Source organism: Ferrovibrio terrae (assembly GCF_007197755.1).
GTDB classification, from domain to species: domain Bacteria; phylum Pseudomonadota; class Alphaproteobacteria; order Ferrovibrionales; family Ferrovibrionaceae; genus Ferrovibrio; species Ferrovibrio terrae.
This window is the reverse complement of record NZ_CP041636.1, coordinates 3,883,785-3,903,794: the sequence shown is the minus strand read 5'-3', so window position 1 is coordinate 3,903,794 and position 20,010 is coordinate 3,883,785. Positions and strand designations below refer to the sequence as shown.

At 64.8% G+C, this 20,010-nt stretch carries 19 protein-coding genes; 11 read left to right on the top strand and 8 right to left on the bottom strand.

All coding sequences use genetic code 11. The features are described from left to right. Positions 1 to 102: 102 nt before the first annotated feature. The 3 genes from FNB15_RS19100 to hppD all read right to left on the bottom strand — a co-directional run bounded on the left by FNB15_RS19100 (position 103) and on the right by hppD (position 3,470). Entirely contained in the window at positions 103 to 1,092 is a 990-nt protein-coding gene (locus FNB15_RS19100) for a fumarylacetoacetate hydrolase family protein (protein ID WP_144258247.1), read from the bottom strand. Positions 1,093 to 1,221: 129 nt separating this feature from the next. After that, positions 1,222 to 2,373 (bottom strand): homogentisate 1,2-dioxygenase, encoded by a 1,152-nt coding sequence (locus FNB15_RS19095; protein ID WP_246068731.1) that lies wholly within the window; start codon positions 2,371 to 2,373, stop codon positions 1,222 to 1,224. A 29-nt stretch (positions 2,374 to 2,402) separates the two neighbouring features. Continuing rightward, positions 2,403 to 3,470 carry a 4-hydroxyphenylpyruvate dioxygenase gene (gene hppD, locus FNB15_RS19090; protein ID WP_144258246.1) on the bottom strand — a complete coding sequence of 356 codons (1,068 nt, stop codon included), beginning with the start codon at positions 3,468 to 3,470 and terminating at the stop codon, positions 2,403 to 2,405. A 110-nt stretch (positions 3,471 to 3,580) separates the two neighbouring features. Between hppD and FNB15_RS19085 the strand changes: the two genes are divergently transcribed. Then, the gene (locus FNB15_RS19085) at positions 3,581 to 4,024 is read left to right on the top strand and encodes a MarR family winged helix-turn-helix transcriptional regulator (protein WP_144258245.1); all 444 of its coding nucleotides are present in this window, start codon (positions 3,581 to 3,583) and stop codon (positions 4,022 to 4,024) included. Between the two features lie 23 nt (positions 4,025 to 4,047). Here the strand turns inward: FNB15_RS19085 and FNB15_RS19080 are convergent, their stop codons facing one another. Beyond that, positions 4,048 to 4,680 (bottom strand): DedA family protein, encoded by a 633-nt coding sequence (locus tag FNB15_RS19080; RefSeq protein WP_144258244.1) that lies wholly within the window; start codon positions 4,678 to 4,680, stop codon positions 4,048 to 4,050. A gap of 20 nt (positions 4,681 to 4,700) precedes the next feature. Continuing rightward, positions 4,701 to 5,684 carry a sulfur carrier protein ThiS gene (gene thiS, locus FNB15_RS19075; RefSeq protein WP_144258243.1) on the bottom strand — a complete coding sequence of 328 codons (984 nt, stop codon included), beginning with the start codon at positions 5,682 to 5,684 and terminating at the stop codon, positions 4,701 to 4,703. A gap of 242 nt (positions 5,685 to 5,926) precedes the next feature. Here thiS and maiA point away from each other — a divergent pair, with 242 nt between their 5' ends. From maiA to FNB15_RS19060, 3 genes are read left to right on the top strand one after another with little or no spacing between them, the layout of a single operon-like run. Beyond that, the gene (gene maiA / locus FNB15_RS19070) at positions 5,927 to 6,568 is read left to right on the top strand and encodes a maleylacetoacetate isomerase (protein ID WP_144258242.1); all 642 of its coding nucleotides are present in this window, start codon (positions 5,927 to 5,929) and stop codon (positions 6,566 to 6,568) included. Between the two features lie 4 nt (positions 6,569 to 6,572). Then, positions 6,573 to 7,628 carry a TAXI family TRAP transporter solute-binding subunit gene (locus tag FNB15_RS19065; RefSeq protein ID WP_185973620.1) on the top strand — a complete coding sequence of 352 codons (1,056 nt, stop codon included), beginning with the start codon at positions 6,573 to 6,575 and terminating at the stop codon, positions 7,626 to 7,628. An 11-nt stretch (positions 7,629 to 7,639) separates the two neighbouring features. Next, positions 7,640 to 9,037, top strand: coding sequence for a sensor histidine kinase (locus tag FNB15_RS19060; protein WP_144258240.1), 1,398 nt, complete (start codon positions 7,640 to 7,642; stop codon positions 9,035 to 9,037). Positions 9,038 to 9,042: 5 nt separating this feature from the next. Here FNB15_RS19060 and gph read toward each other — a convergent pair whose 3' ends face one another. Next, positions 9,043 to 9,711 carry a phosphoglycolate phosphatase gene (gene gph / locus FNB15_RS19055; RefSeq protein WP_144258239.1) on the bottom strand — a complete coding sequence of 223 codons (669 nt, stop codon included), beginning with the start codon at positions 9,709 to 9,711 and terminating at the stop codon, positions 9,043 to 9,045. Positions 9,712 to 9,894: 183 nt separating this feature from the next. On the opposite strand from gph, the gene glmU reads away from it, so the two are divergent. From glmU to FNB15_RS19025, 6 genes are read left to right on the top strand one after another with little or no spacing between them, the layout of a single operon-like run. After that, entirely contained in the window at positions 9,895 to 11,190 is a 1,296-nt protein-coding gene (gene glmU, locus FNB15_RS19050; RefSeq protein WP_425460271.1) for a bifunctional UDP-N-acetylglucosamine diphosphorylase/glucosamine-1-phosphate N-acetyltransferase GlmU, read from the top strand. Between the two features lie 11 nt (positions 11,191 to 11,201). After that, positions 11,202 to 13,028 carry a glutamine--fructose-6-phosphate transaminase (isomerizing) gene (glmS, locus tag FNB15_RS19045; RefSeq protein WP_144258237.1) on the top strand — a complete coding sequence of 609 codons (1,827 nt, stop codon included), beginning with the start codon at positions 11,202 to 11,204 and terminating at the stop codon, positions 13,026 to 13,028. A gap of 27 nt (positions 13,029 to 13,055) precedes the next feature. Further along, complete coding sequence (locus FNB15_RS19040) at positions 13,056 to 13,661, top strand: tyrosine phosphatase family protein (protein WP_185973619.1); 606 nt, start codon at positions 13,056 to 13,058, stop codon at positions 13,659 to 13,661. Then, entirely contained in the window at positions 13,648 to 15,006 is a 1,359-nt protein-coding gene (gene gor, locus FNB15_RS19035; RefSeq protein ID WP_144258236.1) for a glutathione-disulfide reductase, read from the top strand. The genes FNB15_RS19040 and gor overlap by 14 nt, the downstream gene beginning before the upstream one ends. 1 nt (position 15,007) lies before the next feature. Then, on the top strand, positions 15,008 to 15,532 hold the full coding sequence (gene cobU / locus FNB15_RS19030) for a bifunctional adenosylcobinamide kinase/adenosylcobinamide-phosphate guanylyltransferase (protein ID WP_144258235.1): 525 nt from the start codon (positions 15,008 to 15,010) through the stop codon (positions 15,530 to 15,532). Between the two features lie 5 nt (positions 15,533 to 15,537). Beyond that, positions 15,538 to 17,013 carry a cobyric acid synthase gene (locus FNB15_RS19025; RefSeq protein WP_144258234.1) on the top strand — a complete coding sequence of 492 codons (1,476 nt, stop codon included), beginning with the start codon at positions 15,538 to 15,540 and terminating at the stop codon, positions 17,011 to 17,013. On the opposite strand, the gene cbiB is transcribed toward FNB15_RS19025, so the two are convergent. Next, a complete protein-coding gene (gene cbiB, locus FNB15_RS19020; protein WP_144258233.1) occupies positions 16,997 to 17,998 on the bottom strand; it encodes an adenosylcobinamide-phosphate synthase CbiB in 1,002 nt (333 codons plus the stop codon). The two genes, FNB15_RS19025 and cbiB, sit on opposite strands and share 17 nt — an antisense overlap. Between cbiB and cobD the strand changes: the two genes are divergently transcribed. Next, complete coding sequence (gene cobD / locus FNB15_RS19015; RefSeq protein ID WP_246068730.1) at positions 17,997 to 19,040, top strand: threonine-phosphate decarboxylase CobD; 1,044 nt, start codon at positions 17,997 to 17,999, stop codon at positions 19,038 to 19,040. The genes cbiB and cobD overlap by 2 nt on opposite strands. Here cobD and FNB15_RS19010 read toward each other — a convergent pair. Next, entirely contained in the window at positions 19,037 to 19,927 is an 891-nt protein-coding gene (locus tag FNB15_RS19010; protein ID WP_144258232.1) for an AraC family transcriptional regulator, read from the bottom strand. The genes cobD and FNB15_RS19010 overlap by 4 nt on opposite strands. Positions 19,928 to 20,010: the final 83 nt, after the last annotated feature.

The window sequence follows — 20,010 nt, the reverse complement described above, 5'->3', positions numbered from 1 at the left end:
TTCGCGGGCATGACGACAAAAAACAGCTGTCATGCCCGGGCTTGACCCGACCATCTCAGGCAGGACTGAGAGAGATCCTCGGGTCAAGCCCGAGGATGACGCTTAAGAGGGCGGCGTATACTTCACCACCGTTTGGTCGATCCTGCCGAAGATCGACTGGCCGTCGAGGCCCGTCATTTCCATTTCAATGCGGTCGCCGAATTTCATGAAGGGCGTCTTCGGCTTGCCATCCGCAATCGTCTCGATCATGCGGATTTCGGCCAGGCAGGAGAAACCCTTGCTTGCATCCCTGTTCGACACCGTGCCGCTGCCGACGATGCAGCCGGCGCGGAGCCGTCGCGTTTTCGCCGCATGCGCCACCAGGTCGGCGAGGCTAAACTGCATGTCGGTGCCGGCGTCCGGCGCGCCGAACTGCTTGCCGTTCAGGATGCTGACCAGCGGGCGCATCACCTTGTTGTCCTTCCAGGCGTCGCCGAGTTCGTCGGGCGTGACGGCGACCGGCGCGAAGGCCGTCGAGGGCTTGCCGTGGAAGAAACCGAAGCCCTTGGCGAGTTCGCCGGGGATCAGGTTGCGGAGCGAGACATCGTTCACCAGCATCAGCAGGCGAATATGCTTCGCGGCTTCAGCGGAAGACGCACCCATCGGCACATCGCCGGTGATGGCGGCCACTTCGCCCTCGAAATCGATACCATAGGCCTCGTCGGCCACCTCGATATCTGCCGTGGGGGGCAGGAAGTCGTCCGAGCCGCCCTGGTACATCAGCGGGTCGTGCAGGAATTCCGGCGGCATCACCGCGTTGCGCGCCTTGCGCACCAGTTCGACATGATTGAGATAGGCCGAGCCGTCGCACCACTGATAGGCGCGCGGCAGGGGAGAGTGCAGCCTGGTCGCATCATAGGCAATGGCGCCCGAAGCCTCGCCCTTGTTCAGCGCCTCCGACACCGCCTGCAGCTTCGGCGCCATGATGGTCCATGAATCGAGCGCCATCTGCAAAGTGGGGCAGAGCTGGTCGACCGGCAGCATGGTCTTCAGGTCGCGGCTGACAATGACAAGGCGGCCGTCGCGGCCATGCCGCAGCGAGGCGAGTTTCATGAATGGAGTCTCCCTGGGTGTCCTTTAATCGTCATGCCGGGCTTGACCCGGCATCCCATTTAAAAACAACAAATGGGATCCCCGCCAAAGAAGATATCCCTGGACGGGGATGACGGGTGTGCGTGTGTCTTACTCAGCCGCCTGCCTGAAGCCTTCCGGATTCCAGGTCGCGACATAGCCCTTGAACTCGACGCTCTCGGCAGCGGATGCCACATCCAGCGCATCGCGGGTGTCGATCATCACCGCCACCTCGTCGGTCTCCTTCTTGGCCGCCTTGGCGCCGGCGGCGAAGGCCTTGGGATGCGGACCATGCGGGAAGCCGCAAGGGTGCAGGCTGATCATGCCGGGATGGATGTTGTCGCGACTGAAGAAGCTGCCCTTGTGGTAGAAGATGACCTCGTCGTAGTCGTCGTTGTTGTGGAAGAACGGCACCTTCAGCGCTTCAGGGTCAGATTCAATCGGACGCGGCACGAAGGTGCAGACGACAAAGCGCGAGGCCAGGAAGGTGGTATGCGCGCTGGGCGGCAGGTGATAGCGGTGGCTCATCAGCGGGCGGATGTCGCGCCAGTTCAGCTTCACCACCGTGAGGTCGCCCTTCCAGCCCACCACATCGAGCGGATTGTGCGGATAGGTCACAGTCGAGAGCTGCTCGCGCCGCTTGATGACGACCTTCCACTGACCCGGCTTCTTCTGCTGCGCCTTGTAGGCGTCATCCAGTTTCGGAATCTGCAGCACGCCGGGATCGAAGATCGCATGCGGGCCGACCAGGCCCTTTTCCGGCAGGCGATAGCTGTCGTTGGTCGCCTCGATCAGCAGCAGCTTGCTCGGCGTCGCCGGCTCCAGCCGCCACATCGTGCCACGCGGCAGCAGGATGTAGTCGCCTTCGGAATAGGTGATATGGCCGAAGTCGCAGAACAGCGACCCTTCGCCGTCATGCACGAAGATCAGTTCGTCGCCGTCGCCGTTACGCACCAGATGGTCCATCGGCTGCGACATCAGCAGATGGCGGTATTTGCAATGCGCGTTGGTGAGCAGCGGCTTCGCCTTCCAGGGGCAGTCGACACCGTCGGCGAATTTCGAGGTATCAAACGCGCGAGGCTTCAGCGGGCCTTCCCAGTCGATCCAGCCGGTCGGAGGATTGGCGTGATAGAGATGCGCCGCCGGGCCGAAGAAACCCTCCTTGCCCATCTCGCGCTCGTAGGTGCCCTCGGGCAGCGCCACATGGGCCTGCCGCGCGGCGAGGCCCTCGCTGTGGGTCATCGGAATCCATGTCTTGCCCATGATGCGTCCTCCTGGAACTGGACTTTTCTTTAGTTGGCCTTCAGCACGCCGCGGCGGATCTGGTCGAGTTCGATGGATTCGAACAGCGCCTTGAAGTTGCCTTCGCCGAAGCCGTCATTGCCCTTGCGCTGGATGATCTCGTAGAAGATCGGGCCGATGGCATTCTCGGTGAATATCTGCAGCAGCAGGCCCTGGCCCTTGGTCGGGGCGCCGTCGATCAGGATCTGCAGTTCCTTCAGGCGGGCGACATCCTCGCCATGGCCGGGCAGGCGTTCGTCGATCTGGTCGAAATAGGTGTCGTTGGTCGACTGGAAGGGCAGGTCTCGGCCGCGCAGCTGGCTCACCGTCGTGTAAATGTCGTCGGTGCCCATCGCCACATGCTGGATGCCTTCGCCGTGATAGGCATTCAGATATTCGGCGATCTGCGACTTGTCGTCCGAGCTTTCGTTGATCGGAATGCGGATCTTGCCGCAGGGGCTGGTCATCGCCTTCGACTTCAGGCCGGTCAGCTTGCCTTCGATGTCGAAATACTTGATCTCGCGGAAATTGAACAGGCGCTCGTAGAAGCTGGCCCATTCGCCCATGCGGCCGCGATGCACGTTATGGGTCAGATGATCCACATAGGTGAGGCCGACGCCCTTCGGGTTGCGTTCGGTGCCCTCAATGGGCACGAAGTCGACGTCATAGATGGTGCCGCGTTCGCCGTAGCGGTCGACCAGGTAGATCAGGCTGTCGCCGATCCCCTTGATCGCCGGGATGTTGAGTTCCATCGGGCCGGCATGGTTCTCGACGCCCCAGGCGCCGAGCTCGACGGCGCGCTTGTAGGCCTTGGCGGCATCCTTCACGCGGAAGGCCATGGCGCAGATCGAGGGGCCGTGGATGCGGGCAAAGCTCTGGGCGAAGCTGGCCGGTTCGGCGTTGAGGATGAAGTTGACGTCGCCCTGGCGATAGAGCGTCACATTCTTCGAGCGGTGTCTGGCGACGGCCTGGAAGCCCATACGCTCGAACAGGGCGGCGAGCTTGGCCGGATCGGGCGCGGCATATTCGATGAACTCGAAGCCGTCGGTGTTCATGGGATTGTCGAAAAGGTCGGCCATGGCACGTATCCTCCCTGGGCACGGAATCGTATTGCGGTTGAGTCGCACATTAGTTACAATTGAAACTATATTCAAGGCCGGCAACGGAGCGCGGCCGCGGAAAGCGGGACATGGCTAAGGCAGCGTTACATCTGGAGAAATTCCTGCCCTACCGGCTTTCGGTGATCACGAACCGCATCTCCGGCGCGCTGTCGCGCCACTATGCCGACCGTTTCGGGATCGGCATTCCGGAATGGCGCGTGATCGCCAATCTCGGCCGCACGCCCGGCCTGACCGCCAACGAGGTGGTGGAGCGCTCGGCGATGGACAAGGTGACGGTCAGCCGCGCCGTGGCAGCGCTGGAGCAGAAGGGCCTGCTGGCGCGCGAGAAGGACAGCGACGACAAGCGCAAGTCGCGGCTGACGCTGTCGGTGAAGGGGCAGGGGGTCTATGCCGAGATCGCCCCGCTGGCACTCGGTTTCGAGCGCGACCTGCTGACGGCGCTGAGCGTGGATGAAGTGGCGCAGCTCGACCGCATCATCGACAAGCTGACCGGCAAGATGGACAGCCTGTAGGCGTCTCTGCGCCGTCGAGCCTTTTACTCCGTCGAAACCGGCGGGGTGACCTGCTTCTGCTGCTGGGCGGCAACCTTGGCCTCGAAGTTCTTTTTGCCGCGGCGGTGCACGAAGAACAGGATGCCACCCACCACCGCAAAGATGCCCAGCATGATCAGGCCGAAATCCTTGGCGATGTTGCCCAGCATGGCCTCGAAGGCAACGCCGAGCAGATAGCCGGCCCAGGAAAACGCGTTGGCCCACAGGCCGGCGGCGACGAAGTTCAGCGCGGCGAAACGCGGCCAGCTGATCAGGCTCATGCCCATGGCGAGCGAGGAGAAGTTACGCACGCCATAGATGAAGCGGAAGCTGAGAATGAAGCCGACATGGTATTTGTGCAGCATGTCGAGCGCGACGTTGACGCCGCCCTGCATGCGCGGGAAACGCTTCAGCAGCTTGTGTCCGTATTTGCGGCCGATCCAGAAATACAGCTGGTCGCCACAGAAGCTGCCGAGCCAGGCGGCGCCGATCAACCAGTACATGTGCAGCAAGCCCTGGCTGGCTGCGGCACCCGCGAAAATCACGAACGTCTCGCCTTCCAGGAAGGTCCAGATGAAGGTGATGACGTAGAACCACTCGCGGTACTGTTCGATGAGGGCGTAAATGTCGATGTCCACGGTCGTTCAGCCTCGCACGGTCAGATCAGGCCGGCGAGCGGCGAGGAGGGATCGGCATAGAGTTTCTTCGGCATGCGGCCGGCCTGGTAGGCCAGGCGGCCGGCCTCGATCGCCAGCTTCATGGCGCGTGCCATACGGATCGGGTCTTTCGCTTCGGCAATCGCCGTGTTCATCAGCACGCCGTCGCAGCCCAGTTCCATCGCCACGGCGGCGTCAGACGCAGTGCCCACGCCGGCATCGACCAGCACCGGAACTTTCGCATTCTCGATGATGATGCGGATGGTGACCGGATTCTGCAGGCCAAGGCCGGAACCGATCGGCGCGGCCAGCGGCATGATCGCGCAGGCGCCGAGGTCCTCCAGCTTCCTGGCCGCGATCGGATCGTCGGCGCAGTAGACCATGACGTCGAAGCCGTCCTTCACCAGCGCTTTGGTGGCTTCCAGCGTGGCTTCCATGTCGGGATACAGCGTCTTCTGGTCGCCCAGCACCTCGAGCTTGACCAGCTTCCAGCCGCCGGCCTCGCGTGCCAGGCGCAGCGTGCGCACGGCATCATCGGCGGTGTAGCAGCCGGCGGTGTTGGGCAGGTAGGTGTATTTCTTCGGGTCGACGTAATCGACCAGCATCGGCTTGTTGCGGTCGGTGACGTTGACGCGCCGCACTGCCACGGTGACGATCTCGGCGCCGGACGCCTCGATGGCCAGTTTGGTCTCTTCGAAATCCTTGTACTTGCCGGTGCCGACCAGCAGCCGCGAGCGGAAGCGCTGGCCCGCCACCTCGAAATAGTCGTCATCCTTGTGGGGCGCGTTGCCGCCGCCGATGAAATGCACGATCTCGATCTTGTCGCCGTCGTTCAGGCCGGTGGCGTCATAGGCGGAGCGCGGCACGATTTCGCGGTTCAGTTCGATGGCGATCTTGCGCGCATCGAGTTCGAGCGCGGACAGCAGCTCGGTCACGGTGCCCGCGCTGGTCATATCCCGCATCTCGCCGTTAATCGTCAGGCGCATCTCAACTCTACCCTGCTGGCCCCCAAATACCCGGCCTACCGGTCTTCTGCCGTTCAGCCCACTCCCGACCCGCTCCGCCCAGTCTGCTTCTGGCGATCCCCTTCAGATGGGGGCGCTGCGGAGCGCAGACAATAGAGCGCGGCACGCCGTCGCGGCAACCCTTTCGGGTGACCGCAGAGACCCACCAAGGCTTTGTAACACAACGGCGACTGGGCTAGAATCCGGGTCAGGAGGAGGCAAGCATGCTGCTGTACGGTTATTTCAGGTCCTCGGCCGCCTATCGGGTCCGGATCGCGCTCAACCTCAAGGGCCTCGCCTACGATCAGACCTTTGTCCACCTTGCCAAGCTGGAGCAGCTTGCCGAGAGCTTTGCCGCGATCAATCCGCAGAAACTGCTGCCGGTGCTGAAGACCGACAGCGGCCAGTTGCTGACCCAGTCGCTGGCGATCATCGAATATCTGGAAGAAACCCATCCGCAGCCGGCATTGCTGCCGAGGGACCCGCTGGAGCGCGCCCGCGTGCGGGCGCTGGCGCTGGCCGTGGCCTGCGAAATCCACCCGATCAACAACCCCCGCGTGCTGCGCTACCTGACCGGCAAGCTGGGCGTCAGCGAGGCGCAGAGGGACGACTGGTATCGCCACTGGGTGGAAGAGGGGCTGCAGGCCGTGGAGCAGATGCTGGTCGCCAGCCCGCAGACCGGCCGCTTCTGCCATGGCGACACGCCGACGCTGGCCGATCTCTGCCTGGTGCCGCAGGTCGCCAATGGCCGCCGCTTCAAGGCAGACCTGTCGGGCTGCCCCACCGTGGTGCGGATCGACGCCGAATGCCAGAAGGTGAAGGCCTTCGCCGATGCTGCCCCGGCCAACCAGCCGGATGCCGAATAACCGCATGGCTTTCCGCGCCGCCATCCGACGTTTCCGCGCCCCCCAGGGTGCTATCCGGGGCGCGCTGCTGTTGTTCGCTGCGGTGCTTCTGGGAGCCGTGACTGCCGAAGCCCAGACCAGCATCCTGCGCATCGGCACTGGCGGTCAGAGCGGCACGTATTTTCCCATTGGCAGCCTGATCGCCCAGGCGGTCAGCGACATGCCGGTCGGCCCGGGCTGCAATTCTTCCGATGCACGAGACGGCCGCTGCGGCGTGCCGGGCCTGGTGGCGGTGGCGCAGACCTCGAACGGCTCGGTCGCCAATGTCGCCGGTCTGCAGAATGGTGAAATCGAGATGGCGCTGGTGCAGGCGGATGTCGCCGACTGGGCCTTCAACGCCAGGGAAATCTTCACGGGCAAGGGCAGGCACGACCGCCTGCGCTTCGTCGCGCACCTCTACTCGGAGGCGATGCATGTGGTGGTGCGGCGCGAGGCCCGCATCACTGCCCTCGGCGATCTGCGTGGCCGCACCGTCGCGATGGACGAGCCGGGTTCGGGCACGCTGGTGCATGTGCGCAACCTGCTGAGCGCCTATCGCCTGTCGGAAGCCGATCTGCGCCCCGTCTATATCAAACCCGATCTGGCCTTGCCGCGGCTGCTGACCGGGCAACTCGATGCCTTTTTCATCGTTGCCGGCTGGCCCACCAAAGCGGTCAGCGAAGCGCTGGCCAGCGGACCGGCCAGCCTGGTCGGCGTCGATGCCGATGCGGCCACCCGTCTGGTACGGCAGAATCCCTTCCTCAGCTACGGCCAGATTCCGGCCGGCGCCTATCCGGGGCAGACAACCGCTGTGGGCAGCCTGATGGTGGGTGCGCAGCTCGTGGTGCGCGCCGACGTGCCTGACGAGCGCGTGCAGGCCGTGCTGGAGGCACTGTGGAGCCAGCGCGGTCAGTCATTGCTCGGCAAAGGCCATCCGCGCGGCGCAGATGTCCGCTTCACCGATGCCCTGATCGGCCGCAGTCTGCCGCTGCATGCCGGCGCGGAGCGCTTCTATCGCGCCCGCGGCAGCCTGTCGAACTGAGCCGCGTCATCATGCTTGGCCGTCGTCAGATCACGTTCATCATCATACTTGTCGTGCTGGGCGCGTTTGGCGTGGCGCTGTATGTGCAGAACGCGCTCACCTCGGTGGCGCGCGACCTGCCGGTCACGCTGCTGGATCAGGAGCGCGATGCCGAAACCATGATCCGCGAGGTCGCCAATCTCGCCTGGGCCATTGAGGCCTGGCAGCACGATCCGCAGGGCGATGGCCGTGCGCGTGTGGTGGCGCATATGATTTCGTCGCGGGCACGCGCCGAGGCGCTGCGCGCCAACTACAATCTCGACAACATGGTGGGCGCTGCCGGCATGCATGCGGTGGCCAGCCCGGCCCTGCAGGACCTGACGCGCTGGCTGGACGAGGGCGTGCCGGGTCAGCCGCCCGGATCGCCGGCGGTGCTGACGCTGATGCAGGCGCGGGCACGCGATGCCGAGTTTCGCCTGATCGCGCTGCTGGGACAATCGCGCAGCACGGCGCGCGATATGCTGCTGAATCAGGAGCGCCGGCTCGATCGTTTCGCCGACGGCGTCGGCCTGCTGACGGCCTTCATCGCCATGTTGGTGATCGGCCTGGTGCTGCTGCTGTTCCGTGAGCGCCGCGTGGTCGACCTGAAGGAGCAGGCCGAACTGACCGCACTGGCGGCGAAGCGCTCGGCCGAGGAGGCCAACCGCGCCAAGTCGGAATTCCTCGCCAATATGAGCCACGAGCTGCGCACGCCGCTCAACGCCATCATCGGTTTCTCGTCGATCATCCGCAACGAGATGCTGGGCAAGGTGAGTATCCCGCGCTATCGCGAATATGCTGGCGATATCCATGCCAGCGGCGAGCATCTGCTGGCCATCATCAACGACATCCTCGACCTGTCGAAGGTGGAGGCTGGCAAATATGAACTGGCCGAGCAGGATTTCGATGCCGACGAGATCATGACCGCGGCTTTGCGCCTGGTGCGCGAGAAGGTCGAGCGTAGCGATGTCGACCTGCGCGTCATTCCGCCGGAGGGACTGGTGCAGCTGAGCGCCGACCGCCGGGCGCTGCTGCAGGTGCTGATCAACCTGCTGGCCAATGCGCTGAAATTCACCGAGAAGGGCCGCATCGTGCTGTCGGGCGCACTGACCGATGGTGGTGGTTTCGTCTACACGGTGGCGGATACCGGCATCGGCATGACGCCGACACAGATCAAGATCGCGCTGCAGCCGTTTGGCCAGATCCAGAATGCGCTAACGCGCGCGCAGCCCGGCACCGGGCTGGGACTGCCTTTAAGCGACCGCATGGTGCGCATGCATGGCGGCTGGCTGGAAATCCGGAGCACGCCCGGCCAGGGCACCAGCGTCAGCGTGCATCTGCCGCCATCGCGCGTGATCGGCGGCTACAAGGCCGCGGCGAACGAGAAGTAGGCGTCTCATCCACCCAGCGCGACCAGCGCATCGGGCAATTCCGAGAAATGATCGATCAGCCGGTCACCGCCCAGGTCTTTGGGCGCGATCTGCGTATAGCCGAAGCTGACCACCACGCAGGGCAGGCCGGCGGCCCTGGCCGCATTCACGTCGTTGGCGGAATCGCCCACCATCGCGGCCCAGTCGAAAGCCGGGCCCAGCTTGTCCAGCGTGCCGCGGATATGGCCGGGATCGGGCTTGCGCACCAGCAGACTGTCGCCGCCCACCACCGCACCGAAGAAGCCGGAGAGGCCAAGCTGGTCGAGCAGGCTGCGACTCAAGGCTTCCGGCTTGTTGGTGCAGACGGCCAGCGCGTAGCCCTGTTCGGCCAGCGCAGCCAGGCAGGTGGCGACGCCGGGAAACGGCCGGCTGGTCGCGGCGATATGGCGCCCGTAGTAGATCATGAAGTCGCTGAAGGCGGCCTCGAAGGCCGCCGGCTCCGGCATGCCGCCCGAGGCTCTGAAGCCCTTCTCGATCAGGGCGCGGGCGCCGTCACCGACCATGCTGCGCACCGACTCAAGGCCGATGGCCGGTCGCCCGGCGCGGACCAGGGCGTGATCGGTGGCAGCGGCGAGGTCAGGCGCCGTGTCGACCAGCGTACCATCGAGATCGAACAGAATTGCCTTTTGAGTCATGGTGTTACAATTAGAAAGACCCTGAAACAGACGGAAATGGGATTTGATTTCCGTTGGCCGACGCGGCTATGACACTGTCCGCGCGCTGAAATGCGGCGAATCGCGTTTTTTTGTACACGGAAGTGAAGCATGGCGAAACGGCCGGTAGCAGTAGTCATTCTGGCAGCAGGCCAGGGCACGCGCATGAAGTCTGCACAGCCCAAGGTGCTGCATCCGGTGGCCGGCCGGGCGATGCTCGGCCATGTGCTGGACGCTGCTGCCGTGCTGAAGCCGGCACGCGTCATCATCGTCACTGGCAAGGGCCAGGATGCGGTGGCCGCTGCGGCTCAGCCGGCGAAGATCGCGATCCAGCATCCGGCGCGCGGCACCGGCCATGCCGTGATGGCGGCGCTGCCGGCGCTGAAGGGTTTCAGGGGCGATGTCGTCGTGCTGTTCGGCGATACGCCGCTGCTGACCACGGCGCTGATCCAGAACCTGCTGGCAGCGCGTCGCGGCAAGGACGATCCGGCCGCCGTGATCGTCGGCTTCCGTCCGGTCGATCCTGCCGCCTATGGCCGGCTGATCGTGGATGGCAAAGGTAAGCTGCAGAAGATCGTTGAGTTCAAGAACGCCTCTGAGGAAGAACGCGCCGTGCGGCTGTGCAATGCCGGGCTGGTCGCGTTTGACAGCGAACGCCTGCCGGCGCTGCTGAAGAAGCTGAGCGACAAGAATGCGCAGGGCGAATTCCTGCTCACCGACACGGTGGAGCATGCCAATGCGAAGGGCTGGACCTGCCGCGTGGTGGAGGCCGATCCGGTCGAGGTGATGGGCATCAACACCCGCGCCGAACTGAGCGTGGCCGAAGCGGCGATGCAGCAGCGCCTGCGCCTGGCCGCCATGGCCGGCGGCGTTACCATGACCGCGCCGGAGACGGTGTATTTGCGCAAGGACACCCAGTTCGGCCGCGATGTCGTGATCGAGCCCTTCGTGGTGTTTGGCCCGAAGGTCAGCGTGGGCGACAATGTCGTGATCCGCAGCCACAGCCATATCGAAGGCGCCAGCATTGCCGAAGGCGCCACAGTCGGCCCGTTCGCGCGTCTGCGGCCGGGTGCGAAGCTCGCGGCCAATGCCCATGTCGGCAATTTCGTCGAGATCAAGAATGCCAGTATCGAGGCGGGCGCCAAGGTCAATCACCTGACCTATATCGGCGATGCCCGCGTCGGCGCGAAGGCCAATATCGGCGCCGGCACCATCACCTGCAATTACGACGGCTACGACAAGCATCATACCGATATCGGCGCCGGTGCCTTCATCGGCTCGAATTCGGCGCTGGTGGCACCCGTGAAGATCGGTGACGGCGCCATCGTCGCGGCCGGCAGCGTGATCACCCGCAACGTACCCGCCGATGCGCTCAGCCTCGGGCGCGGCCGTCAGGAAGATAAACCGGGCAAGGCCGCTGCCTTCCGCAAGGCGAAAGTCGCCACCCGCAAGAAGAAGTAGGAGTTTCCAGCATGTGTGGAATTGTCGGTGTCGTCGGCACGCGGGATGTGGTGCCGCTGCTGGTTGATGGCCTGAAACGGCTGGAATATCGCGGCTATGACTCGGCCGGAGTCGCCACGCTGGTGAAGAGCGGCGCGCTGGAGCGCCGCCGCGCCGAAGGCAAGATCGTCAACCTGCAGGCCCGCCTGCAGGAAGAACCGCTGCAGGGCCTGATCGGCATCGCGCATACGCGCTGGGCCACGCATGGCGCGCCGAATGAGTCGAATGCACACCCGCATGCCACCGAGCGCGTCGCGCTGGTGCATAACGGCATTATCGAGAATTACCGCGAGCTGGGCGAGGAACTGCTGGCCAAGGGTCACAAGTTTCAGAGCCAGACCGACACGGAAGTGGCCGTGCGCCTGATCGACCAGTATCTGATCGAGGGACTGAAGCCGGAAGACGCCGTCAAAACCGCGCTCGGCCGCCTGCGTGGCGCCTTTGCGCTGGCCATCCTGTTCCACGGCGAGACCGATCTGCTGATCGGTGCGCGTCGCGGCGCGCCGCTGGCCGTCGGCTTCGGCAATGGCGAAATGTATCTCGGCTCGGATGCGCTGGCACTGGCGCCGCTGACCGACAAGATCGCCTATCTGGATGAAGGCGACTGGGTGGTGCTGAGCCGCGACGGTGCGCGCTTCTTCGATGCTGACGACAAGCCGGTGCAGCGCGCCGTGCGGCCGACTGCGATCAGCGGCGCCATGATCGGCAAGGGCAACTACCGCCATTACATGCTCAAGGAAATCTACGAGCAGCCGGCGGTGATGGGCGACACCATCAACACCATGGTCAGCCCGACCGACCGCTGGGTGCATCTGCCCGACCTGGGCATCGACTTGGCGAAGATCAGCCGCATCACCATCGTGGCCTGCGGCACGTCGTATTATTCCGGCCTGGTGGCGAAATACTGGCTCGAACGCTATGCCCGCATCGGCGTCGAGGTCGATGTCGCGTCTGAATTCCGCTACCGCGAAGCGCCGGTCGATCCCAACAGCCTGTCGATCTTCATCTCGCAGTCGGGCGAGACGGCCGATACGCTGGCCGCCATGCGCTATGTGAAGCAGAATGGCGGCCGCACCCTGGTGATCGTCAATGTGCCGGAAAGCAGCATGGCGCGCGAAGCCGATGGTGTGCTGCCCACGAAAGCCGGACCCGAAATCGGCGTCGCCTCGACCAAGGCCTTTACCTGCCAGCTGGTCACGCTGGCCGCCTTCAGCCTGGCGGTGGCGCGCGCCCGCAAGGCGCTGAGCGAGGCCGAAAGCGCCAAGCTGATGGCCGCGCTGATGGAAGTGCCGGCGCATGCGGCCGAGGTGCTGAACCACGACGAGGACCTGCAGGCGCTGGCCGAGAAGATCATGGATGCGCGCGACGTGCTGTATATCGGCCGCGGCCCGTGCTACCCGCTGGCGCTGGAAGGCGCGCTGAAGCTGAAGGAGATTTCCTATATCCATGCCGAAGGCTATGCCGCCGGCGAGCTGAAGCACGGTCCGATCGCGCTGATCGACGAACAGGTGCCGGTGATCGTGATCGCACCGAGCGACAGCCTGTTCGAAAAGACCATTTCCAACATGCAGGAAGTGATGGCACGCGGCGGCAAGGTGATCTTCATGTCGGACAAGGCCGGCCTGGCGCATGTGGACGAGCGCACCTTCGCCACCGTGGTGCTGCCGCAGGTCGAGCCTTTCGTCGCGCCGATCCTCTACGCCATTCCGGTGCAGCTGCTGGCCTATCATGTCGCGGTGCTGAAGGGCACTGATGTGGACCAGCCGCGCAACCTGGCCAAATCCGTAACTGTTGAATGATTCTTGGCGAATAAGGAGACCTGACTGATGAGTACCGTCGAACGTGGGTTGATGCCGTTCCGTATCAGCATCTGCGGCGTGGCCGAACTGCACGAATTCGCCGGTGACGTCAGCCATATCCTCGGCATCCTTGATCCCGGCACGCCGCAGCCCGATGGCTATGTGCATCACCCCAGGGCGCTACGCGACGAATTCCGCTTCTACGATATCGTCACCGAAGAAGGCAGCCGCTCGCTGCCGAGCGAGACCGATGTCGCCGCTATCCTGAAGGTTGGCGAGAAGCTGGCGGCGCAGCCGGTGAAGCATCTGCTGGTGCATTGCTATGCCGGTGTGTCGCGTTCGACCGCCTCGGCGGTCACGCTGATGGCCCAGCGCAATCCGGGCCGCGCCGCGGATATCTTTGCCGCATTGGGCGATATCCGGCCCAGGGCCTGGCCCAACAGTGTGATGATCGCCCATGCCGACCGCATGCTGGGCCTGGGCGGGACGCTTGTCGAAGCCCTCCGGCTGCACCACATTGCCGTGGCCCATCGCTATCCCGAGGTTCGGACCCTGATCTCCAGCGTGGGCCGCCGGCATGAATTGCCGGCGGAATATCACGCGGAAGGATTGGCCCCCGATGAGTCAGTATGATTTCGACCTGTTTGTAATCGGCGGCGGTTCGGGCGGCGTACGCGCCGGGCGTATCTCGGGCGGTTATGGCGCGAAGGTCGCGGTGGCCGAGGAATACCGCTACGGCGGCACCTGCGTGATCCGCGGCTGCGTGCCGAAGAAGCTGCTGGTCTACGGATCGCAGTTCGCGCATGACTTCGAGGATGCCGCCGGCTTCGGCTGGACGGTTGGATCTCCGGTTTTTGATTGGCCCACGATGATCGCCAACAAGGACAAGGAAATCGCCCGGCTCGAAGGCATCTATCGCAAGCTGTTTGAGAATGCCGGTGCCAAGACCTTCGATGGCCGCGCCACGCTGAAGGACGCCCATACCGTCCTGATCGGCGACAAGACCGTGACGGCGGACAAGATACTGATCGCCACCGGCGGTCATCCGGTCAAGCCCGCCGTGCCTGGCGCCGAGCTGATGATCACCTCGAACGAGGCGTTCCATCTGAAGGAACAGCCGAAGCGGATCGTCATTGTCGGCGGCGGCTATATCGCGCTGGAATTCGCCGGCATCTTCAACGGTTTCGGATCGAAGGTGACGATGCTGTATCGCGGCGAGCAGGTGCTGCGCGGCTTCGATGAGGATATCCGCAACCATCTGGCCGGCGAGATCAGGAAATCCGGCATCGATCTCAAATGCAAGACCGACCTGACCAAGATCGAGAAAGCGAAAGACGGCGCGCTGCTGGTGCATCTGACCGATGGCAGCACTCTGGAAGTCGATGCCGTGCTGGCCGCCACCGGTCGCAAGCCGAATACCGCGGGCCTCGGCCTGGAAGTGCTCGGCGTCAACACCGATGCCGACGGCGCCGTGGTGGTGAACGAATATTCGCGCAGCAGCGTGGAGAATATCTACGCGGTGGGCGACGTGACCAACCGCATCAATCTCACGCCAGTCGCGATCCGCGAGGGCCATTGCTTCGCCGATACGGTGTTCGGTAACAAGCCGCGCTCGCCCGACCATGCCGATGTGCCGGCTGCCGTGTTCAGCCAGCCGCCGGTTGGCACCATCGGTCTCAGCGAGACCGATGCGCGCGCCAAATACGGCGAGGTGGATGTCTATCGCACCAGCTTCCGCCCGCTCAAGGCCACCATTTCGGGTCGCGACGAGCGCGTGATGATGAAGCTGGTGGTCGATGCCAAGACCGACCGTGTGATCGGCGCGCATATGGTCGGCGAAGATGCCGGCGAGATCATGCAGGGTATCGCGGTGGCGATCAAAGCTGGCGCCAAGAAGGCCGATTTCGATGCCACCATCGGCATTCATCCCACGGCGGCGGAAGAATTCGTCACCATGCGCGAGAAGGTGAAGGCCTGACATGGCCGTACGCGACGACGCCCGCATCACCCTGCTGCTGGGCGGCGCGCGGTCGGGCAAGTCGCGGCTGGCCGAACAGCTGGCCGAGAAACGCTCCGGCAGACTGGTCTATATCGCCACGGCCGAAGCCTGGGACGACGAGATGAAGGCGCGGATTGCCGAGCATAAGGCCCGACGCGACGACCGCTGGCACAGTATCGAGGCGCCGATTGCCGTCGCCGAAGTCCTGCGCGCGCTTCCGTCTGACACCGGCGCCGTACTGATCGACTGCCTCACACTCTGGCTCTCCAACCTTATGCATGCCGGCCGCGACATCGCTGCCGAGACCGCCGGGCTGCTGACGGCGCTGAACAATGTCGCATTCCCGGTGCTGCTGGTCTCCAACGAAGTCGGTCTCAGCATCGTGCCGGAGAACAAGCTGGCGCGTGACTTCCGCGATGCACAGGGCCGGCTCAACCAGGCCGTGGCCGCCGCAGCCGATCATGCGATTTTCATGGCTGCGGGGCTGCCGCTCGTGCTGAAATAGGTGGGATGAAACCTGCCCGCAGCCTGATGTTCCAGGGCACCGGCTCCGATGTCGGCAAGTCCGTGCTTTGCGCCGGCGTGATCCGCGCACTGGTGAAACGCGGCCATCGTGTGCTGCCGTTCAAGCCGCAGAATATGTCGAACAATGCCGCCGTCACAGCGGATGGTGGCGGCGAGATCGGCCGTGCCCAGGCGCTGCAGGCGCGTGCGGCCGGCGTGCCGACCAGCGTGCATATGAACCCGGTGCTGCTGAAGCCGCAGGGCGACCGCACCAGCCAGATCGTGGTGCAGGGTAAGGTCTATGCGCAGTCGGATGCACGCGGCTATCTCACCCGCAAGGCCGAACTCTGGCCTTTCGTAGCCGAGAGCTATGCCAAGCTGAAAGCCGACGCCGATTTTGTCATCGTCGAGGGCGCGGGTTCGCCGGCCGAGGTGAACCTGCGCGCCAACGATATCGCCAATATGGGGTTCGCCACCCGCGCCGATGTGCCGGTGGTGCTGGTGGGAGACATCAACCGCGGCGGCGTGATCGCCTCGCTGGTCGGTACGGCAGCGCTGCTGGAACCTGAAGAACTGGCGATGATTGCCGGCTATGTGATCAACAAGTTTCGTGGCGATGCCAGCCTGTTCGACGACGGGCTGAAGATCATCACCCAGCGCACCGGCTGGCCGAGTTTCGGCGTGCTGCCCTTCCTGCCCGAGGTCGCGCGCCTGCCCGCGGAAGACGCCGTGGCACTGGGCACGGTGCAGGAGAGCCCGAATGGCAACGGGGGCGATATCGTGATCGCCGTGCCGCAGCTGAAGCAGATCGCCAATTTCGACGACTTCGATCCGCTGAAGCAGGAGCCAGGCGTGCGTCTTGTCTTCGTGACGCCGGGCGAGCCATTGCCGCCGGATGCCGCGCTGGTGATCCTGCCGGGTTCCAAGGCCACGATTTCCGATCTGAAATTCCTGCGGGCACAGGGCTGGGATATCGACCTCGTGGCGCATCTGCGCCGTGGCGGTCGTGTGCTCGGCATCTGCGGCGGTTACCAGATGCTCGGCCACAGCATTGCCGATCCGGGCGGCCTCGAGGGCCCGGCTGAAGCCGTCGAAGGACTTGGTCTGCTGGCGGTGGATACCGTGCTGACTGGCAGCAAAACGCTGACCGAAACCGATGGTTTCGAGCGATTCACCGGCGAGCCGGTGCGCGGCTATGAGATGCATGTCGGTGAGACGCAGGGGGCGGATACCGCGCGGCCGTTGCTGCGCCTGTCCGGCCGGCATGATGGCGCGGTGACAGACGATGGCCGTATCGCCGGCTGTTATCTGCACGGACTGTTCGGCAGCGATGCCTTCCGTGCTGCTTATCTGTCGCAGCTCAGCGGTCGCAGCATGGCGGTGCGCAATTACGAGGCCGGTGTGGAAGATGCGCTGGACGCGCTGGCGGACGGCATCGAGACGCATCTCGATGTCGATGCCCTGATCAGAGCAGCACGATAATTCCGCCGGCCAGCGCCGCGCCGAACAGCAGCAGTCCGGCCATCGCATAGAGCTTCAGCGCGCGGCGGATATCCGCCGCATTGGCGTCGCTGCGGCCGTCGCCCATCCAGTGATCCTCGACCAGACCCTCGGCATAGCGGCGCGGTCCGGCCAGCCGCAGCCCCAGCGCGCCGGCCATCGCCGCTTCGGGCCAGCCGGCATTGGGGGAACGGTGCCTGCCGGCATCGCGTTCGACAGCCTTGAAGGCATTGCCGGCCGAAGTACCGGGCAGGAGGGCTGCGGCCACCACAAGCAATAACGCGCTGAGCCGCGATGCCGGCAGGTTGACCAGATCATCCAGCCGGGCGGTGGCCCAGCCGAAGGCGCGATAGCGGTCGGATTTATGACCGATCATGCTGTCGGCGGTGTTGATCGCCTTGTAGAGCGCGATGCCGGGCAGGCCGCCGATCGTGAGCCAGAAAGCCGGCGCCACCACGCCATCGGAAAAATTCTCGGCGAGACTTTCGATGGCGGCGCGGCTGACGCCCGCTTCATCCAGGCTGTCCGGATCGCGGCCGACGATCATCGCCACAGCGGCGCGACCGCCGTCGAGACCATCCTGTTCCAGGCCGCGCGCCACGGCGATCACATGATTCCACAGGTTGCGCGACGCGAGGAGACTGGCAGCCAGTACCGCTTCCAAAATCCAGCCGTCTGCCGGCAGCAGATAGTGGATCATGTGGCGCGCAACGCTGGTGACATACCAGACCGCGACCAGCAGCACGATCAGCGCCAGGATGCCACCGAGCCGGCGCAGCAGATCGGAGCGGGCGGGAGTGTTGAGATGGCGCTCCAGCAACGCGATCAGCGCGCCGATCCATACCACCGGATGGCGGATCGTGCGATGCAGCGCATCGGGCCAGCCGAGCAGGGCTTCGAGACCGAGGGCCACGACCAGGAGCCAGAGGTTGATTGCAGCCGGGTACACCGTAAGATCGCCGTTCATGACAGATGATTCCACCATGGGCGCTCCGGCTGTGCTCCGTCAACCTGTGCACGGCGGCGATCTCAGCGGCCTGCGTCAGGCTCATGCCGGCGACTGGATCGACCTCAGCACCGGCATCAATCCGTTTGCATGGCCCGTACCTGAATTGCCGACCGAGGCATGGACGCGGCTGCCGAGTAGCGACGACATGACCGCGTTGCTGCAGGCGGCGCGACAGGCCTATGGCGCACCGGCCGAGGCCGGCATCGTCGCCGTGCCGGGCACGCAGGCGGCGATCCAGCTGCTGCCGCGACTGTTCGCGCGACCACAGGGCGTGGTGCGCATCGGCATTCTCGGCCCGACCTATGGCGAACATGCGCATGTCTGGCGCTCGATGGGGCATGACGTGGTCGAGATCGATGGCGTGCCGGGCAGCCTGCAGGGGTTCGATGTTCTGCTCGCCGTCAATCCCAACAATCCCGACGGTCGCGGGCTGGGCCTGCCGCTGCTGCGGCGCTGGCATGAAGACCTCGCTGCGCGCGGCGGCTGGCTGATCCTCGACGAGGCCTTTGCCGATGTGGTGCCGGAGGTGTCGTTCTGCGCCGAGGCCGGCAAGCCCGGGCTGGTGATCCTGCGCAGCTTCGGCAAGTTCTTCGGCCTGGCCGGGCTGCGGCTCGGTTTCGTGCTGGGGCCCGAGATCGTCACCGGGGCCATTCGTGTCACGGCGGGTCCCTGGGCGGTCAGCGGCCCGGCGCTGCAGATTGGATGTGCGGCGCTCAGTGATACGCAATGGCAAGTCGGGATGCGCGACGAGTTGCGTGCCCGTGCGCGCCGCTTCGACCAGAGCATGCGCGAGCGTGGCATCCATGTGCTGGGCGGCACGTCGCTGTTCCGGCTCGCGAAGATCGCCGATGCTGCCAGTTTTGCGGCCGCGTTGCGCGGGCGGGGGATTCATGTCCGCGTGTTCGACTACGAGCCGCAGTGGATGCGCTTCGGCCTGCCGGCGGATGAAGCCGAGTTCTGGCGGCGCTTCGTTCTGGCGCTGTCGGAGTTGCGGGGCTAGGCGGCCGAACGGGCCTTGCTGCGGGCCTGCTCGATATCGCGCACCGGTGGTGCGCCATAGAGGCGGCCGTATTCGCGGGTGAACTGCGATACGCTTTCATAGCCGACCTGGAAAGCCGCATGACTCGCGGTCATGTCTTCCATCAGCATCAGCCGTCGCGCCTCGATCAGTCGCAGCTGCTTCTGGAACTGCAGCGGCGACAGCGAGGTCACGGCGCGGAAATGCTGGTGGAAGGAAGACGGACTCATGCCGGCCGCCGAGGCGAGGCGCTCCACCGGGATCCGCTGCGCATAATCCGCCCGCAGCACGGCGACCGCCCGCGCCACGCGCTGCACATGACCGTCGGGCCAGCCCAGCCGCCGGATCGCCGAACCATGCCGGCCCGCCAGCAGCCAGTAGTGCATCTCGCGCAGCAGCTGGTCTTTCAGGACCGGCAGGGATGACGGCCGTTCCAGCAGCCGCAACAGGCGCAGCGCCGCTTCGGCGACTTCCGCATCGGTCGGGTCGACGCGCACGGGCGCATCGTCGCCGACCAGCACGGCTTTCATCTCCACCGCCAGCGCCGCGATGATGGCAAGATCGAGTTCGAGCACCAGCGAGTAATACGGCGCGGCGGTGCTGGCGCGGGTGATCTGGCTCACGATCGGCACATCGGCGGTGATCAGCAGGGAGTCGCCAGCTGCGAATGCAAACTCCTGCAGGCCCATCGTCACCTGTTTGCTGCCCTGAACCACGAGGCAGACCATCGGCCGGGAAACGGCATGCATCAGTTCGCTGCGTGCGGTCGCGCGGACCAGGAACAGGCCCGGGATCGGGGTCTGCGCCATGCCGAGCGGGTTGGCATGGGCATCGGCATAGCGTCGGACGGCGTTGAGCAGGTCGGTCATACGGCAAGCCTAGCGCGGTGCCAGCAGCCATGCACGGGGTTTTGGAGGATTAGGCAAAGAACCCCGAGTATCCGGCAACAAAG

Excerpts from the sequence above, each read along its gene's own strand:
- cobU (WP_144258235.1), top strand. The coding sequence starts at position 15,008 with ATGGCCGTACGCGACGACGCCCGCATCACCCTGCTGCTGGGCGGCGCG.
- hppD (WP_144258246.1), bottom strand. The coding sequence starts at position 3,470 with ATGGCCGACCTTTTCGACAATCCCATGAACACCGACGGCTTCGAGTTC.
- thiS (WP_144258243.1), bottom strand. The coding sequence starts at position 5,684 with ATGCGCCTGACGATTAACGGCGAGATGCGGGATATGACCAGCGCGGGC.
- FNB15_RS19100 (WP_144258247.1), bottom strand. The coding sequence starts at position 1,092 with ATGAAACTCGCCTCGCTGCGGCATGGCCGCGACGGCCGCCTTGTCATT.
- glmU (WP_425460271.1), top strand. The coding sequence starts at position 9,895 with ATGAAGTCTGCACAGCCCAAGGTGCTGCATCCGGTGGCCGGCCGGGCG.
- glmS (WP_144258237.1), top strand. The coding sequence starts at position 11,202 with ATGTGTGGAATTGTCGGTGTCGTCGGCACGCGGGATGTGGTGCCGCTG.
- FNB15_RS19065 (WP_185973620.1), top strand. The coding sequence starts at position 6,573 with ATGGCTTTCCGCGCCGCCATCCGACGTTTCCGCGCCCCCCAGGGTGCT.
- gor (WP_144258236.1), top strand. The coding sequence starts at position 13,648 with ATGAGTCAGTATGATTTCGACCTGTTTGTAATCGGCGGCGGTTCGGGC.
- cobD (WP_246068730.1), top strand. The coding sequence starts at position 17,997 with ATGACAGATGATTCCACCATGGGCGCTCCGGCTGTGCTCCGTCAACCT.
- maiA (WP_144258242.1), top strand. The coding sequence starts at position 5,927 with ATGCTGCTGTACGGTTATTTCAGGTCCTCGGCCGCCTATCGGGTCCGG.
- FNB15_RS19095 (WP_246068731.1), bottom strand. The coding sequence starts at position 2,373 with ATGGGCAAGACATGGATTCCGATGACCCACAGCGAGGGCCTCGCCGCG.
- cbiB (WP_144258233.1), bottom strand. The coding sequence starts at position 17,998 with ATGAACGGCGATCTTACGGTGTACCCGGCTGCAATCAACCTCTGGCTC.
- FNB15_RS19010 (WP_144258232.1), bottom strand. The coding sequence starts at position 19,927 with ATGACCGACCTGCTCAACGCCGTCCGACGCTATGCCGATGCCCATGCC.
- FNB15_RS19040 (WP_185973619.1), top strand. The coding sequence starts at position 13,056 with ATGAGTACCGTCGAACGTGGGTTGATGCCGTTCCGTATCAGCATCTGC.
- gph (WP_144258239.1), bottom strand. The coding sequence starts at position 9,711 with ATGACTCAAAAGGCAATTCTGTTCGATCTCGATGGTACGCTGGTCGAC.
- FNB15_RS19085 (WP_144258245.1), top strand. The coding sequence starts at position 3,581 with ATGGCTAAGGCAGCGTTACATCTGGAGAAATTCCTGCCCTACCGGCTT.
- FNB15_RS19060 (WP_144258240.1), top strand. The coding sequence starts at position 7,640 with ATGCTTGGCCGTCGTCAGATCACGTTCATCATCATACTTGTCGTGCTG.
- FNB15_RS19025 (WP_144258234.1), top strand. The coding sequence starts at position 15,538 with ATGAAACCTGCCCGCAGCCTGATGTTCCAGGGCACCGGCTCCGATGTC.